The 17,377-nt window shown below is 53.8% G+C and carries 11 protein-coding genes; 3 read left to right on the top strand and 8 right to left on the bottom strand.

The features are described from left to right. Nucleotides 1–75 precede the first annotated feature (75 nt). From QEH57_RS10760 to QEH57_RS10750, 3 genes are read left to right on the top strand one after another with little or no spacing between them, the layout of a single operon-like run. Nucleotides 76–1,473, top strand: coding sequence for a hypothetical protein (locus tag QEH57_RS10760; protein WP_309006737.1), 1,398 nt, complete (start codon nucleotides 76–78; stop codon nucleotides 1,471–1,473). A gap of 11 nt (nucleotides 1,474–1,484) precedes the next feature. Continuing rightward, nucleotides 1,485–1,676: a hypothetical protein gene (locus tag QEH57_RS10755; RefSeq protein ID WP_191618708.1), complete on the top strand. Its 192-nt coding sequence runs from the start codon at nucleotides 1,485–1,487 to the stop codon at nucleotides 1,674–1,676. Between the two features lie 5 nt (nucleotides 1,677–1,681). Further along, entirely contained in the window at nucleotides 1,682–2,776 is a 1,095-nt protein-coding gene (locus QEH57_RS10750) for a PKD domain-containing protein (RefSeq protein WP_191618707.1), read from the top strand. Between the two features lie 18 nt (nucleotides 2,777–2,794). On the opposite strand, the gene QEH57_RS10745 is transcribed toward QEH57_RS10750, so the two are convergent. The 8 genes from QEH57_RS10745 to QEH57_RS10710 form a co-directional block, all read right to left on the bottom strand. After that, nucleotides 2,795–5,353: a DUF6797 domain-containing protein gene (locus QEH57_RS10745; RefSeq protein WP_309006736.1), complete on the bottom strand. Its 2,559-nt coding sequence runs from the start codon at nucleotides 5,351–5,353 to the stop codon at nucleotides 2,795–2,797. Between the two features lie 47 nt (nucleotides 5,354–5,400). Next, entirely contained in the window at nucleotides 5,401–8,301 is a 2,901-nt protein-coding gene (locus tag QEH57_RS10740) for a glycoside hydrolase family 78 protein (protein ID WP_309006735.1), read from the bottom strand. 386 nt (nucleotides 8,302–8,687) lie between these two features. Beyond that, on the bottom strand, nucleotides 8,688–11,264 hold the full coding sequence (locus QEH57_RS10735; RefSeq protein WP_309006734.1) for a hypothetical protein: 2,577 nt from the start codon (nucleotides 11,262–11,264) through the stop codon (nucleotides 8,688–8,690). A 366-nt stretch (nucleotides 11,265–11,630) separates the two neighbouring features. Beyond that, a complete protein-coding gene (locus QEH57_RS10730; protein WP_309006733.1) occupies nucleotides 11,631–12,401 on the bottom strand; it encodes a hypothetical protein in 771 nt (256 codons plus the stop codon). Nucleotides 12,402–12,770: 369 nt separating this feature from the next. Next, the gene (locus QEH57_RS10725) at nucleotides 12,771–13,868 is read right to left on the bottom strand and encodes a FecR domain-containing protein (protein ID WP_309006732.1); all 1,098 of its coding nucleotides are present in this window, start codon (nucleotides 13,866–13,868) and stop codon (nucleotides 12,771–12,773) included. Continuing rightward, nucleotides 13,868–14,407, bottom strand: a complete 540-nt coding sequence (locus QEH57_RS10720) for an RNA polymerase sigma factor (RefSeq protein WP_191618702.1) — start codon at nucleotides 14,405–14,407, stop codon at nucleotides 13,868–13,870. Before QEH57_RS10720 ends, QEH57_RS10725 begins: the two co-directional genes overlap by 1 nt. 341 nt (nucleotides 14,408–14,748) lie before the next feature. Continuing rightward, nucleotides 14,749–16,056, bottom strand: coding sequence for a hypothetical protein (locus tag QEH57_RS10715; RefSeq protein WP_309006731.1), 1,308 nt, complete (start codon nucleotides 16,054–16,056; stop codon nucleotides 14,749–14,751). Nucleotides 16,057–16,124: 68 nt separating this feature from the next. Then, nucleotides 16,125–17,336, bottom strand: coding sequence for a hypothetical protein (locus QEH57_RS10710; protein ID WP_309006730.1), 1,212 nt, complete (start codon nucleotides 17,334–17,336; stop codon nucleotides 16,125–16,127). Between the last annotated feature and the right edge of the window lie 41 nt (nucleotides 17,337–17,377).

The following is a 17,377-nucleotide window of genomic DNA, read 5'->3' as shown; positions in this document are numbered from 1 at the left end:
TCCCTTCCTTGGTCTTTAGTCCAATCGCCTTCGCTCCTGCGAACCGCCACACAATAAATATCAATCCAGCCCCTCATGGAAGCAACCGCCATCGCACCCCCAAAAAATAGACCCGCAAGCGACGAATACGAACGCGAGCCCGTCCCCCAACGCGCGCTTAAAGGCCCCGGCAAGTTCTGGGGCATGTATGCTGGAGAGCATGCCGCGGGAACCGAATTCATGATCGGACCGCTCTTCCTGCTCGCAGGCGTATCGCTACAGAACATTTTTTTCGGCCTCCTTTTCGGCAATCTCATGGCTGTGCTGAGCTGGCGCTACGTCTGCGCTCCCATTGCCATTAAAGCCCGCTTCACCCTTTACCAGCACCTCGAGAAAATCGCCGGGAAATGGCTCGTGCTCGTCTACAACCTGGCGAACGGACTCCTCTTTTGCTTCCTCGCCGGGGCCATGATCACCGTGTCGGCAACTGCCGTCGGGATTCCCTTCGACATGCCGATGCCGACCACCAGCGACCTCTTTCCCAACAGCGCCTTGTTCGTCATCATCGTCATCGCCGTTGGTCTCGTCATCGCGCTCGTCGCCTCGCTTGGATACGACACTGTCGCAAAGTTCGCCAACATTGCCTCCCCTTGGATGGTGCTAGTATTTCTAGCGTGCGGAATCGTAGCCTTCAAACAGCTCGGAGCGGGAAGCTGGGAGGAGCTCAATTCTATCTGGAGCGAATCGATCCTATTCGCCCAAGAAGGAGAAAACCAATCTACCATGGGATTCTGGAGCGTTTTCATCTTCGCTTGGTTCTGCAATGCGGCAATGCACGTCGGCATGGCTGACCTTTCCGTCTTTCGTTTCGCGAGAAAGGCATCGTCCGGCTGGGCCACCACCGCCGGCATGTATGTCGGCCACTACATGGCTTGGGTCGCTGCCGCCTTCATGCTCGCCGCCCAAATAAAACTCAACCAGGACGCAAACCCTGTCCCCGGCCCCATGGCCAGCAACGTAGCCGGATTGGCCGGCATCGTCTGCGTCATCGTGGCCGGATGGACCACCGCAAATCCAACCATCTACCGGGCCGGACTCGCCTTTCAAGCGATGGTCCAAACCGTATTTCCTAATGTATCCAGATTTTGGACTACCTTCGCCGCAGGCTTGATCGCTACTGCAGCGGGCGCTTTTCCAGCTTTCGCCTGGCAACTGCTCGGATTTGTCGGACTCTACGGCACCATCCTAGCCCCCATGGGCGGCGTCATCTTTTTCGACTGGTACTTCCGCAAACGCGACGCCACCACCTTCCAATCACTGGTACCCGAAAGCTCGTTCAACCTCGCCGTATTGCTCGCCTGGCTCATTCCTGTCGCCCCTTCCTTCTACCTGATCGTCTACCGGGGCTACACCGCAGTCAACTTCGTGCTTCCTTGCTGGCTCATCACCGGGCTGCTTTACCAGGCCTTCTCAAAACAAACCAAAACCGCCTAACCTCGGCCCTCATGATCACTGCCTTTCGACTCGTATCCCTCCTGGGCCTAGCCCTAACCCTAATCCCCTCCATCCTTTTCGCCATAGACTCCTTGTCCCTGGAAAACGTGAAGACCAGTATGACCATCGGAATGCTCCTTTGGCTCGTCTCCGCTCCGGTCGTGCAAGGGCTGAAACAAAAACTGCCAGACGCCAGCCACTGATTCAAATGAGCGACTCGAGCACCCGCCTTGCCCTCGCCGTTTTGCTAGGCTGCGGCTGCGCTCACTCGACTCAGGCCGCCAGCCGCCCGGATCAACAATTCGAGGTCTTCCAGTTTCCGAAAGACCAAATCCCACGTATCGACGGTTCCTTCGCAGACTGGAATCTCGTCCCGGAGCGATACGCGATCGGACTCGACCAGCTAATGGATACGGAACGCGGTCGCGGTATAGACCTCGATCCAGCCGATTTCGACCTATCGGTAAAAGTCGCTTGGGTCGAGGGACTCAATCGCCTCTACTTTTACTATGACGCAAGCGACGACGATTGGGACTTCGCCCGCTCAGGCCTGAAAAACGACATTTTCGAGGTCGTCGTCGATGGCAACCTCTCGGGCGGCTCTTTCATCAACACTGTCCACCCCCATAAAGACGCTTTTAAGAAAAGCGACCTCCACTTCATGGGCCATGGAGAGCACGCTCAAAATTATCACGTATTCACACCTTCCTTACGCAAGGAATGGGCAATGGTTTGGGGCAACGCTCCTTGGATTAAGGATTTTCCACACGCCAACGCAGCACAATCCTACTCCTTCCAGCACGGAGAAGGCGGACGCTATCAGCTTGAATTTTACATCACCGCTTTCGACCACGCAGACCTGCGAGGCCCCGCCTACTCGACCGAATCCGATTTTCGAGAGAACGGCTTGATCGGACTCTCCTGGTGCATTCTAGAGTACGACGACGAAGGCAACACCTTCGAAGCGTTCATGAACCTGGCTCATGACACGGAGATGGTACGCGATGCTTCCTCCCTCTGCCTTTTCAAGCTCATGCCAATCGAGCCAGAACTACAGCCCGCAATCCAAGCTAATTGGAGCGTTACGAACATCGGTACGGACCGCCGATCTTTCAAATTCGAAGATCGCTCCCACGGAGAGATCCAGAGCTGGCATTGGGATTTTGGCGATGGGAACAGCTCCAACGAGCCGTCCCCAATCCACCACTACACGCGGCCCGGGCAATGGGTGGTGCGCCTAAGCGTCCGAGGCCCGGCCGGCGAAGACAGTCTAGAAAAAATCTGGGACGTCGTAACTCCCTAGCGTCGACGATTCGACCTATTAGAGCGACTCCAAGAACAACAAAATCGATTCGATCTCATCCTCCTTAAGTATTCCCGCATAGGAGGGCATGCCGACATCGCCATCATCGTAGCCCTTCGCCTTCTTTTCGGAGGGCGCAAGAATCGACTCTTTCAAATAAGATCTTGTCGCCTTCACAACGCTTCCATCGGTCAAATGTCGACGACTGTTGTACAAATCCAAAAAGCTAGGTCCGCTCCGTCCTTCCGTCGAACCATCGGTGGAGTGACAACCAATACAGCCGAAATTCGAATAGATCTCCTGGCCCCGCGCTGCGGAAACGACCGCTCGCTTGCCCGCCTCCGCTCGCGGCGCTGGTTCCAGCTTGAACAAACGCTCTGGATCGAGCATCCCAAAGCCCAAGGCTTCAAGGGGCGTGTTGTTACTGCCATCAACAGTCAAGTAGGTAGGCAGCCACTTCCCGTCGGATTCGACCATAACCTCCACCTGCATCGCCGGACGCATCGCCTCAATCGCGAGATACACCCGGCACCGATCCTGAGACAAATGCACGGAATGGACATACAAGCTGTCGATTCCCGGTTCTCCCTTCTGGTTGTATTGGGCGGAACCATACTGGGCCGTGCGACGGTAATCCCAAGCGCTCACCTGGTAGCGATTCGGATCCAAGGCAACCTTCGGTTCCACCGGGGTGCGATAGCTGAGAACGACGCCATTCGCTACCGGCTCCATCGATTCGAGAGAGCGAATTCCCCCCTCGACTTCCCGGATCCTGCCAATCCCCTCCAAACGCGGAGCAGAGGAATCCCAGATCTGGAAACCTGCCACGTATGCCATGCCATCAGTCGGGTTCACCGAACCATTGAGCAAGGGGATCTCTAAACTCAGAGGCAACTGCGAGGCGCTTGCTTTACGTAGGTTTCCTTCCGCAAAACTTACTCTGTGGATCGACGGCCGATGGTACTCCAGGTACAGGACACTATTTCGGAACGAGATAGAGCGTTCGTCGAAGCCGTGCACCTGCCCAACTCCCGAGGGAGCCACGCGATGCGGAAACCAAAGCAACGGAGGCGAGACCGGCATCTCCGTTGCTGCCGGTGACTTCTCATACCCGTAGAACAAGCCTTCCTCGATTTCCAACAATGGCGTAGAGGGAATCCATTCGCCCTGCTGATCGCTGGCCGTCACCAAATCCCGAGACGGATCGTAAGCAAGAAACGCGTTCCTTAAGCCGCTTGCATAGACCGAGACCTTCTCTCCATCCGCTGAGATCTTAAGAACCCGGCCGCTGTGCGGGTTTCTTGACGCAACTTGCTGTCCGCACTTCGAAATTAAAAATGAACCGTCCCGCATCGCTACAATGCTACTCGGAAAGTCTCTCGTATCCGGACTCTGCACGAAGCGATTGCAGAACATCTCGTAACGATCGATCTCATGGTCTCCGTCCAAGTCCCACAGCCTACTGATCCCACCTCTTGAATACACGAAAATATCGTCTCCTCTTAGAGCAAGCGTCTGAGGTTCGTTAAAGCCGGCCCCAATTCTCTGCCATACGATTCTGGAATCCGCTGATTCAAATCCCGTCAGTCGATAAAGGTCGCCGTCAAAAGTGAGCAAAACCGCGCTGCCATCCTTCCTAAACTTTATATCCACCGGGCGAATACGACGTTTCCAGGGATTCGGATACGGCAAGTCCAAGAGGTCGAATACGTACCCTCGATTTTCCTTTCCGAAAGAAAAGCTTGTCACAGCCTTCTCCGGCCAAAGCTGCGCCTTAGCGGTGCTGAACCCTTTATCGGTTTTCACCTCCTCAATAGAAACATCGCCATCCAATGAATAACGTACCACCCATTCGCAGCTAGTCTCCGAAGTTGGGCCGATATCGATACTTCGGACATCGTCCCCTGGACCGGGAAGCAGCAAAGTCGCCTTCGAGTCCAAATTCTCTACACGTATCCGTCTTTCAACGACAATATCGCCATCCAAATCCAAGACCTGAAAACGCTCAAACGCGTTCGCCCCAAACAAAAGGTAGCTCAGCAAAGCGCCATCGTCCGTGACCCGAACCCCCTTCCACGACGCAAGCTCCGGATCCATCGGCCCCCGGCCAGGTTCACGCTCGTCTATGTAAGCCTCTCTGAAGTCGAACAACCTGACATCGCCAGAGCGTTGCCACCCTGGGTAAACTCCGCTGCGAGAGACAATCTTCCCGGCTGGACTCGGAAGCCTGCGGAAGCCTCCCTCTATTTTATTTAGCGGAAGGGCATAAGAAGCGAAAGACACGCCAAGAGGCTCGCTGAATGCCCCTTTCCAAATAGCCGCCACCCGCATCAGTTCCGTATCGTAAGCGACGTAGACGTCCTCCGCCAAGGGGACGATAAGGGCGCGCGGCACTATCTCACGATCCGGCTCGCCCCGTCCCCCAATAGCGATTGTTAGCTCCTTGAAAGGAAATCCCTTGTCGAGAAACTCTGTGTAAGGCGGCGTGCCGCCCTTCAGAGGATAGACAAGACCCTCATCCGCCTTGGCAACGGAACAAACACTGAAAATCAGCAAGTATGTACAAAGTAGCTTCATCGATGCGAATCACAGAAACCCGAAATCCCTGTCGTTACGAACTTTCACTAGCGCGTAAAAGGCAATTCGAACACGTACGTTCCGGCTCCCACGAGCAAGCGCGTTACGTCGCCTTCGGAATCGATAGAGTGAAAGTGCTCACCTAAGCGAACCAGAGCCCCCCCTTCCTTTATTTGGGACACGTCCTTCGAAGGAAGGACGATCGTGGCTTTCGTATTCGCCGGAATTTCTACGTTCATCCTGAGCATGCCGTCTTCCACCTTCCAATCGCTTCGAATCGGCCCATTGATTGAATCATAGCGAGCCTTGACCCAGTCGACAACCTCGTTGTCGGGGTTGCTCTCCGAGCCGGGAATACGGGGATGGATCAAGATATGACGGTAGCCAGGTCCGATGGTATCGATGCCCGCCAACGTCCGATAGGCCCATTCCATCACCGCGCCAAAGGCATAGTGGCTGAAACTGTTCATCCCGGCGTTTTGTTTCCCATTGGCTCCGTTAAAGCCAAATTCCTTGGTGTAGCTGTCCCAGCGCTCCCAAACGGAAGTAGCTCCGTTTACCACCTCGTATCCCCAACTCGGATACTCCCGGCTTTGAAAGAGACGAGTCGCCAACTCATGCTGCCCATGCTCGCTCAATGCAGGCAGCAGGGAGCGGGTTCCTAAGAATCCGGTCGCCATTCGGAAACCGTTCTTTTCGATTTTCCCCGCAAGGTGCATTGCCGCCTCGGAACGAAGGCCCTCCGGAATCAGGCCTACCGACACGCCCAGCACGTAAGCAGTTTGCGTATCCACTTTCAACGTTCCATCCTCGTTAAGGTAAGCAGCTTCAAACGCCTTCGCCACCTTCTCGCCGCGCTCACGATAGGTCTCGGCCTCCAAACGGCGACCAAGGGCCAGCGACATCTCCTCCATCATATCCAGCACCATCGCATGGTAGCAGGTGTCGATGAACTCGATTGGCGTCTTCTCGCCTACATTAAGCCAATCTCCCCAAGGATTTCCAAGGCTGGTTCCGAGACCGTTCACCGCAGTGGAGGCGTAGCGCCACTCCATGAATCGCGTCATGGAGTCCCAATGTTCCTCCAGCATGCGCGTATCGCCATAGACTTTCCATATCGTCCACGGGCAGATGATCCCCGCGTCCGTCCATCCCGAGCCAAAGGACTTACCGCTTCCACCGTGGGCCATCGGGTACGGAGCGTAGTCTGGATACGCTCCGAAGCTCAACTGCGACTCCTCCACATCGTCGATCCATTTGGTAAAAAAGGACGCCACATCCGCATTGTAGCTCGCGGTCCGAATATAGGCCTGAGCGTCGCCCATCCAGCCCAGCCGCTCGTCGCGCTGCGGACAATCGGTCGGAACCTCCAAGAAATTAGCCCGCTGGGTCCATTGGGCATTTTTCCCGAACTGGGTCAGCACGGGATCGCTGCACTCAAATTCGCCGGTCAATGGAGTATCGTTGTGCAAGACAATGCCTGTGATCGCATCGAGCTCAGGTTTGACGTCCAGTCCTGTGAGCTCAACGTATTGGAATCCGTGATACGTGAAGCGAGGAGACCACACTTCACCTTCGGGATCTCCCTTTAGCGTGTAGAAATCCGTGACTCGGGCACGCCTCAAATTCTCAGTCATGACCATCCCGTTCTCCTTGAGCATTTCGCCGAAGCGCAAACGGATTCTGGTTCCGCGCTCCCCCTTCACCTTCAGGCGCACGATTCCCGCAAAGTTCTGTCCGAGATCGAATACAAAAACGCCCTTCTCCGGCTCGGAAACGGATCTAGCAGGGAGCTCCTCAGTCGCCACGATTGGCGGTGCCATGTAAGACTGCATCACCGGGGGGGTTTCGAAACCAAGATTCACTGGCTTACGTCCTGCTCGATCCGTATACACCGTGTCGATGCGCGGATTTCTCGACGCCAAGACCGCACGCTCCCAATCCTTGGCCTTGTAGCCCGGCAACGCCCACTCTCCCAACTCCATGCGCGCATCATAGGCTTCGCCCATAATGATGTCCGATTCTCGTGTCGGCCCCCCATCCGTGACTCGCCAAGACTCGTCTGTCACGACGAGCTCTCGCGAACCATCTGTGTATTCGATTTCCAATTGCGCTAGAAACGCTGGAGTTTTCCCATAGAAATAGCGCCCCACCTTGTCGGGACCGTATCCGACTAGAAGCCCGTAGCCCACGTATCCAGAATACCATCCATCAGCCACAACGGCTCCAATGGCATTTTTCCCCTTGGATCGCACCCATTCGGTCACCTCGTGCGTGCGGTAGTAGGCTCGCTTCTTGTAGTCCGACCAGCCCGGCTGCAAATACGCGTCACCCACGCGTTCGCCATTCAGATACAAATCGTATACACCAAGAGCCGAAGCATAAACGACTGCCCGCTTAACCTCTCTCTTAGTGGTAAAGTCTTTCCGATAGTGGCGGGGAGCTGGCAGGTGCAGTTTCGATCGGTCCTTGTGATAGGAGGCATCATCTTCGCAGGAAATCCACTGAGCTTTCCAATCCTGTTCGTTCAACAACCCCATCGCCCAACGGGCAGGCTCGCTCCACTTTGAAACATTGCCCTTTTCATCCCAAACCCGAACCTGCCAAAAACACTCCATGCCAGACTTCAGCGCCATTCCCTGGTATTCGATTTGGTTGGTATCGTTTCCCGCGGTGCGGCCGCTATCCCAAAGCTCAGCCTTTCCGCTACGCAATGCTTCGCTCGAGCGAGCAACCCGAACCTGCCAAGCGCTCTGAGACGCTCCGCGACGGTGAGATTCGACTCTCCAAGAGAATCGCGGCAATCGAGAGTCTACCCCCACCGGCTCCTCGAGGTACTCGCAGCGCAAGGCGGTAGGATCTAGTGAATCGTTATCTTGCACCGCGTGGGCGGAAGCGCAGCAGGCTACAATAGCACCAATCAAAAGTAGGATGAAATGAGTTTTCATGGATGTTAAATTTGGCGAATAAGGGGCAGTTGGTCGAAGCGGTTTCCCGAGGAGTCTTCCATCTTGAATCGACGAAAGCCCTCCTCCAGTGGCATTCGTTCGCAAAGTACACTGAGCGCCCATCAGGAAAGCGATAGACCCCCTAGTTGACTGTCAGGAAGCCTTCGCTCGCGAGCCTGACGCGACTGGCTGCCGTCCACGCAACCAATGAGAACATGAGCACAGAAACAGTCCCCCTTAAACAATCTCCTCCACTAACAGCCTCCCTCGAGCTATTACCGCTAAAAAAAAATAATCCCATCCCTCTCACGGAGAGGGACGGGACCCAAACAGTTTACAGGCAAAGGAAGCAGCCCTACACTGTCGACGTAATCAGTTTACAACTACTAAAAGCGAAAGGTGTTCGTCAGGAACATTTCCGTTGGGTTCGGGTTGCGGAACACCACATCACGCCCATCCGGGTTCGTGATCATCGGAATGAAGTCCGAATTGCTCCTGTAGAAGTTGCGAACGTTAATCTGCACATGCCAGTCAATCCGGTCTTTGAAGATTGGCTTGCCATACTTCACCCATACATCGCCATTCAACTCGTCGTCCCCGTAAAATGGCTGATCGAGAAGTGGCGTAACGCGACCATCCTCGACTGCGATCCTGTACCCCGTGGCAATGCGGTCCTGCCATCTGAGAGCGCCGCCAACCTGGAAGTCCTTGAGGAAACCATCGCTGAAGCTGTAGTTGGTCACAAGGTTCGCACGCCACTTACGCTGCTCTGGCGAAACTTTACCTTCGCTCGCCAAGGCTGCGAGAATCGAGTTCACGCGATTGGAGGTCCAACGTTCGGTCCAAGTCATGTCTTCCGCCAAATTCGGCGAGTCGATCATCGACCCCAGCGGAGACGCCGCCAAGTTGTCAGCAATCGACAAGATCGCTGCCGCCCCAACCGGGGCCACATTCGAAATCACCGTTTCTTGCTTCGCCAAGTTGAAGGCCATTGTCCAGTTGTCCGTCAGCTGCCCAGCAACATCGACCTCGAAGCCCTTCGACACGAAGTCTTGCGACGAACTTTGCCCAGGATTGGGCGTCCAAACGCCATACTTGCCTGCTCCATTCTCGTTCCAACCCTGGAAACGGTTTCTTATTTTCAAAGGAAGCATGCTTAGAGCTTCGTCGTAGACGTCCTGGTATCCGCTGAACTGGTCGCTCACGTCGATTCCCGTGAGTTGAGTATTCATCGCCATCGCATCCGCGAAACTCATTCCCTGCGTTTCAGCATCTCTCCAGCGGTCCATACTATGCTGGATCCAACCGGGGGTGTCGGTACTCGGTCCATCTGAATACTTGTTAGATGTCTCGAACCAGTTGAACTTTACAGACAGCCTATCCTCCAAGGCGCTAACCGAAAATCCATACTCTTCAGTCGTACCGGTAGGAGATGGTATAATTTCCCCTAAAACGTTTCGGCGAACACCGGAAGCGGAGAAGTTTTCCGACTCGTTGTAGTGGAGACTCAGCTGCGAACTGTAAGGTAGCTTGAGCCACTCTTTAGGAACGTGAGCCACAATGCTCGCAGTGAAGGTATCCCCAGATTGCGTCGAAATATCGTCAGGATTCTGACTGAGGATCAATGACCCCTCATCCATCACGCCGTCTTGGAAATGATAGTTGTTCGTCTGCGGATTGATCAGGTTGTAGTCCTCCCTGCGAACCCGGGTTGTGTCGGTCATCTCATCCGTTCTCCAGCCCAGAACGCTAATGACATGACCAGCGAGCCAGTCACTTTGCACGCTGAAGACTTCGGAGTCGATTTCGCGTCGAGAGCGAGCGCCCTCCCTCAAGAACTCACCCACTCGGTAGTCCGCTTGCAGAAAGAGGTCATCAGTGAATTCATCGCCCTTCCAGGTCGGAACCCAAGTTTGGTATTGCTGCGTCAAAATATCGCCAGGCTCAGGAATTGCTCCCTTCCAGTAGCCATCCAGCTTAACATCGTCGAGCGATTGGATACTAGGGTCCAACATAGAAGGCCCCACATATACCACAATCGGATTTCTACGGCGCCAGCTATCAATCTTATCCTTAAGATCCGACTCGATGTTAGTTTCGTCGCTCAGGTCCAACAAGACGTTGCGAAATTCGCGGCGGGTGAGATCGATCTCCTGCGATCCGACAAACCCCGTAAAGGTATGATTCCCGAGGAAGCGCTTGATACCGTCTCCTTCGAGTTCGAGCTTATAGAAGGCGGTCGCTTGATAGGCCCGTCGAGCGGTGTGATCCACATTGCGGTCATCACTTCCCAAGTCCATGATGAGTGGGCGGCCGACGTTCGGATTTGGCTTACCATTGCTGAGAGTCTCCATTACATCCGCGATCAAAGGACGGTTGTAGAATGGCACGTGCTCGTTCTTCGAATAGTTTTCCGCATTGTAGGCAATTTCGATACCAGCCTTGTTTTCGAGAAAAGCCTGCTCCAAGCGGACGTTCACGACATCGAACTCTTGCCTAACCCACTGACTATTTCCCGCGATGAGCGTACGACGGTTGTCGTAGATATTGGGATTTATGATATTCGGGCTTTGGAACCCTGGAGTCGTAGCGCCACCATAGTAGCTCCATGTGTAGTAGTTGTCGGAACGACCATAGCCCGGATCGCCATCGGAAAGCCCCCACTGCACACGAGCGAGCACGCCGTCTACTTCCGGGGCATCGGGAAAGCCAACGCCTGGCTCCGTCGCATTCACGCTATTGTAGACAACTGGATACTGCTCCCAAAAGCCTCCAGTGCTCGGACCTGGTTGGGACGTCACCGCGCCCGTGTGATTCTGCACCGTCCATTTCGGCTGATAATTCGCCACATAAGGTCGAGGAGCAGCCCCTGTCATCTCCAAGATGTCATCCAAGTTATCCGGAAGCCCGAACCAACTTGAGACACCATCCAACATGGGAATGTTGTCAGGAGGGGTTCCCATGATCAGGCCGTCTTCCACGCTGGCACGGAGGTTGATCGCGCCAAGCCAAGCGACACCCTCGTTTTTCGCTAGCGTCGCATTCAATGCGACAAATCGGCGAGATACCTCTTCGTAAGCGGGTCTTTGCTGGAATTGAGTATCTCCTTCCAGAAGCGAAACTCTCACTGCGAGTCGGTCCTCCAACAGAGTCTTGTTATAGTCGATCGTGGTACGATAGCTGCCTCGCTCGCCCAAACGAATGCCTAATTCTCCAAAATCGCTTCCGATGGAAGCGCTTTTGATGGCATTGTTGATAACACCTCCTGGACTGCCGATCCCGAACAACAGGGAATTAGGGCCCCTGCTTATCGTAACCGATTCCGTGTTTTATCCGTCAAATGGTATGTCCGTGAGGAAATAGTCGCGGGTCAACGTCGCTTCAGCCAATCCTCGAATTCTTTGACCGCTCTGTGGGTTACGCCTTGTCTCCTGGGAGGAGTAGGAGCCGTTTGACCTGATGGAATTGGAAAAGTTACCTTGATCTCCCGATGCAACTTCGGTGTTCAGTCCGTAGGATAATAGCGTACCGGCATCCGTCGCTCCCACATCATTCATGAGCTCCTTCGTCATGACCGAGATCGCGGACCCTACATCCTTCAACCTCATGTTCAGGCGAGAACCAGCAAGGGTGGAGGTCGCTCGGTATCCCGCCTCGTCACCTGCATCCACGGTGAACGGCGAAAGTTCAAATACATCTGAGTCTTCATTATCCTGAGCAACCAACGAGGAGGCTGCGACAAAGGGGGGTAATATGTATTTTCCTAGTTTTCTTAGTTTGGTTTTTAAAGTCATCATATCTTTAGTTTGTATTGTGTTCATCCCTCCTTCCCTCCCCTTCGGAGAACCTTCATTAGCTAAGATCTCCGCTGTCCTTTTGCGTATGTAGTACGCCCCCGTTACACTATCCCGGACGGCCTCTATTTGGGTGTCCTCCAACATCCGATCCAGAACTTCTCGCAGTGAATAGTGCCCATGCACCTTCTTGGTACGCACCCTTTCCAACATTCTCTCTATGTACAGAAACTGAGACTCCCCCTGTTCCGAAACCTCCTTGAGCGTGTCGACCGCCCACCCCGCAGGCACATTGAAATACCTCATATCTTCCGCCCCTAGAGTCGGAGCAATACCGAGGAATAGCGCCAACGCCCAAAGCGATGCGCCGCCTAAAACTCTCTTCAGAACGCGGGGTAAGCGGGGTGAGAAATACTTTTCCAAAAATACGAGATATGGTCATCAGCGCATACTTGTCTCGCTCCAAGACGGGACTCGCGGCACTTTACACCAATAATTTTTTCTACTTTTTAATATTAGATCCTAAACCACTGACTCACAGGTCATCACTAAAAAATTGAACCATCTTTTTTCAGTTTTTCGAAGCGCCTTCAGCTATCGACCTTTTAGATACAACTTCAACAAACACGACAGCACACAGATTCTTCGAACGACTGGTCTTTTGAGAAAATGTAGTCATTTTTCCCGTAGCCATATCGAACCGTTACTTTTGCGCTCCACTTCAATGTTCAACGAAAGGTCAAGCAACCGCACGAGGCTTTCGACTTCGTTGGAGCGGATCGACGCGACGATCGGCAAATGCGCAAGCGAACCATCCGCCAGATGCAGCTTGGTTTCGTTGCGCTGGTTGAAGCGCGCCACGATCTCCGCGAGCGGAACCCCATCGAATTTCCAAAGCTCATGCTTCCAGTCTAAGATGGAAGCTATCTCGACTGCTTCGAGGTTTTGCAGAATGGGCTTCTCATCGCGGTCAGACTTGAGTGATACGGTAGATTTTTGGCCGTAGCTCATGTAGGCCAACACACTGCCTTTCGCCCCTTTTCTCGGAGCATCCTCAACCACACCCTTTTCAGGTGCTGATACGAATGGCAACGATTCTGGTTCCACCGCCACGTTCTCCAAGCTAATCTTGCCTTCCGTGACGAGCACCTCGAGTTGCCCGCTATCGATCTTCAAGTTGAATGCGGTACCAATTGCCCTCACCTCCCTATCTCCTACTCCAACGATAAAAGGCCAGTCAGGATCCTTGGAGACGGTGAAATGCACTTCCCCCTCCAATAATCGCACAAAACGGGCAGCGTCACCGAACTCGATAGACACTGCCGCCCCTTCACGCATGTCAATTTCACTGCCATCGCTCAAAACCTGATGAACGTAATCCTGAGCCACAATGTGGAGCTCTTCCACCCCCCTCGCAGGCCCCTTAGCAGGCGAGTTATAAGTGGAAACCAAGATGAACAACGCCAACGCCGCAGCCACGGCCACCGCACCGGCAGACAGCGGAATCCACCACCGACGCGGGGATACAGAATCGAGAAGATCCGGATTCGGATCCGAGCTGTGCTCAGGTCGCCACTCTGACAATAGATCAAAAGCTTTCCAACCCTTCTTGTAGTGGGCGTAGCGTTCGCCATGCCTGCGATCCTCCGCCAGCCACTGGAAAAACCCATCCTGCTCCTCGGCCGAGAATCCTTTCTGCTCTTTCGCGACCCAAGACGCAGCCACGTCCGATATCCGGTCTAAATCCTCTGAGTCGGAGTCTTTCTCATTCATCAAATACAACCTTTCCCTCCGCGGTAGACGACCGCGAAGTCCACGCACTTCCGCACACCAATCGTCAGTTGGTTCGAGACAGTGTTCTCAGAAATACCGAGCTTACGAGCCACCTCCCTCTGCGACAATCCATAGATCTTAGCCAGAGTGACAACTTGACGGCATCGCTTTGGCAAGGATTGCACCGCCCGAGTAAGAATCTCCAGCTCTTGGTTGCGCGACACTGTCTCCGGAACGCTCAAGCTATTGTCCTCAAATTCCAGATACTCCTCTCGGTCCATGTGTTCTGTCCTCGCAAGCCTCGGATGGCGCACATGGTCCAAGGCCAGGTTCCTGGCAGTCGCGAACCAAAAGGCTTTCGGGTTTTCCATAACGACTCCCTCCTTCGCCCGCAGCACCTTTAGATATGACTCCTGAATAATGTCGTCCACGTCGAGCTCGGATGGGAAACGGCTCCGGAGCCAAGCTCGCAACTTGCTCTCGTGGGGCTCAAGCTGCTCCCTAAACCAACGTTGCTGCTCCGAAGAGTCATCTGTCATGTGTATTGTATGAGATAAGCGGGGTTGAAACTGGGAAATCTGAAAAATACGCCCGCACGAACTCCGCCGCCCATCAAGGGACTTACCAGCGGACTTACTGAGGCGTAGGGGTGAGAAAGAACTGCACATCCTAGCCGACAAGTTTTCAAGCTTCACGAACTGCATACACCAAATGCACATGCATTTCCGGAATGCGACATCCTCACCGATTTGCTTAAACAGCCCAAAGATTGAGGAGGCATACCGGCAAAACGAAAAAACGCCGCCTCTTGCCTGAGGCGACGTTAAACCGAAATTGAATCCGATCACTAGCCCCATGGGGCCCGCTAGGAATACAAGGCTCAAAGGCCCTCTAGATTCTGCTCTACAACTTCTCTAATCTGCTTGGGATTCCCTACCAAAAGATACGTCTCGTGACGCACCGATTCGTAAGCGTTTAGAGCGATAAGCTGACCAGGATTCATCACGCCCAAGGACGCAATATTCACGCCCGCCTTTTCGAGGCTAGCCGTTCTCGTCTCGTCCGCGAGGTCCATTCCGTAAACGCGGCGGTCCCTGTAGAGCAGCTTGCCAGTACCGCGATCCCGGCCGATTACGTTGAGTTTGTTTTTGCCTGAATCAGGAGTGTAAATTCCAAGAGCTTTCAGAGGCCCACCGATCAATGCACTCTGCGCCAAAACGATAAGTCGCTTGCCATCAAAGTTGTGGGGACTGGAGGTATCGCGATCCCCGCCGTCCCAAGGCACTGTGGAGCGGCTACGTACATCTTCGTTGTTCTCAATATTTACGCGCCATTCAAATCCCCCGGTACGATGTCTCACCATCCAGTCACCATTTTCGTTGATCCAGCGGGTATGGGTAAACGGCGATCGGTCACGGTCGAAGCGCATAGCAAAGATACTAACTTGGTTCGCTAGGTCGTATCGATGATCTGGATGCACGCCATCTGGTTTGTGATTCGACATATCGGTGATATTTCCGATGTGCGGGCTGTAAACCTTATTGAACTGCCTTATGCAATGTATAGGATCCCGCACGTAACTGAATCTCGTGGAACAGCGGAAAACCGCAAGATCATGGACCCAATCCTCTGTATCCATTAGCTTATACTCGGCCCAAAAGTTGAATTCGCTTTTGACTTCAGTGTTCTGCTTTCCCTCGAGGTTCTCCTCGTCGATTCCGTCGACGTCGCTATCGCCGCCATCGTTTCCATAGGGGTCGGCTCCAATATTTTCCCAGCGAATATAGTCAAATCGACCATCGCCATGCCAAAGAGCGCAGGGCCGATCGTTTACGGTCAGTCGCGTGCCGCCCTGACTCACTGTAATGTCAGAGGGGGTGCCAAGGTATTCGTGAAATCCAGCTTGCGTGGGGTTGTAGCGAAGCCGGTGTAGCTTGTCTCTCGTTGCGATCTGACCACCGCGACCCGCACGATCCACTTCAGGACCCATGAGATCGATGCTGCCGTCGATACGAAATCGGTTGATCATCCCTCCAGCGTTTTCCGCAATACCGAGTACTGAACCTTTATAACTGAGAGTGTGACTTGTTATAGATGGGTCAGCGGGCGCAATTACGTCACGGGCGTACGATAGCTGAAAGGCTAGCGCAGTGAAGCCAAGCAAGGCTGTATTCCTAATGATTTTCATAGTTTTGGGTATTTTCGTATGTTACTAACAGAAGAGGCATTCCTAGCCGAAAGCGGGCTCCACAACGCTTAGCGATCTGGTTCTTCGAGTACTGCGGGGTCCTGAATCCGGTCCCGCCAAACCTGAGCAAGTTGAGGATGTCTCTGCTTGAGCTGATGCATAATCCCAAAACGGGTCGCGTCATCCATCAGACCATCAGCCTCCAGCTCCTCCGCCCAACTGAGAGCGGATGACTCGTCATTTGATAACATCTGCTGAAACATCAGCTGGACGAAGGCTCCGATTTCAGCAGGAGGAAATTTGAACTTAGAAAAGTAGTGCTCGATGAGCCCCGGTTCCGATTCGATCAGCTTTTGCAGTCCTACGGCTGCCAATTGCTCCCTCAAGGGGTCAGAAGTCTGCTCCAGCTCCAGCAATAAGTCCAAGGCTTCAACGGGACTCTCTTCCATCAGCAGCGAAGCAACCTGCAGCGAGACACTGTTGCGGTCATCTGACCGCTCCAACCGTCCGCGCCACCGCTCAGCCTCCGATCGATCCATGTTGTATGCGATTGCGGCTACGGATCTGCTTCGAAGTTCCGGGTCCTCTATAAGCGAAAGTGTCTCCGTCGCAAAGGACAGATCATGAGGGGCCATCCCAATCGTAGCCTGGCTGGCGTACTTGGCGAAGCGGCTTACTACGAGTGGATCGGAGGACCGCTTCAACCAAGCAATAGATTCTCTTGGGGAAAGCTCAGCATAGCGCCTCACAAGAACATCGAACCACGTATCCGCAATTTCATGGTCCCACGTTTCTAGCGCGTGCTGAAGAGACTCATCTGGATCCCACTCAAGCCAACGGTAGTGCAAGGCAATTTCCGCCCTCGTTCGATAAGATTCGACCTTAATCCGCCTGATCGCCTCAAGGTAGGCCTCCAACTCGGAGGGGGTCATCTCCTGAATCAATAAATGCAAGTCGTATTCGCTATGTTCGTCGTCACGATCAATCAAACCGGCAAAGGCGGCCTCTAGGTCCGAAATAAAGGCAGGGTCCAATTCGCGCCTCTGAGTATCAGCAGGGAGGGAGGTACCTGGTTTTACTTCACCACTTATCTTCTCTTCGTACGACAATAGGCTTTCTTCGCTTTTTCCCAGATATTGATACCCGACAGTGAACGCTACCACAGCGGCCAGCAATAATACGATGATTCTTGTTTCTTTCAGAAGGGTCATAACATTAACTCGCAGCGGCGACAATTGCTGCACTTTGAAGATATTGTTGGAACTAAACCCAAGATTCACGCATCGACGTTCGAGCGAGCGCAACGGTCTGGGCACAGCGG

It is taken from the genome of Pelagicoccus sp. SDUM812005, assembly GCF_031127875.1.
In the GTDB taxonomy this organism is placed as follows: domain Bacteria; phylum Verrucomicrobiota; class Verrucomicrobiia; order Opitutales; family Opitutaceae; genus Pelagicoccus.
Note: the sequence above shows the minus strand (reverse complement) of the source record. Positions and strands in the feature narration are given on the sequence as shown.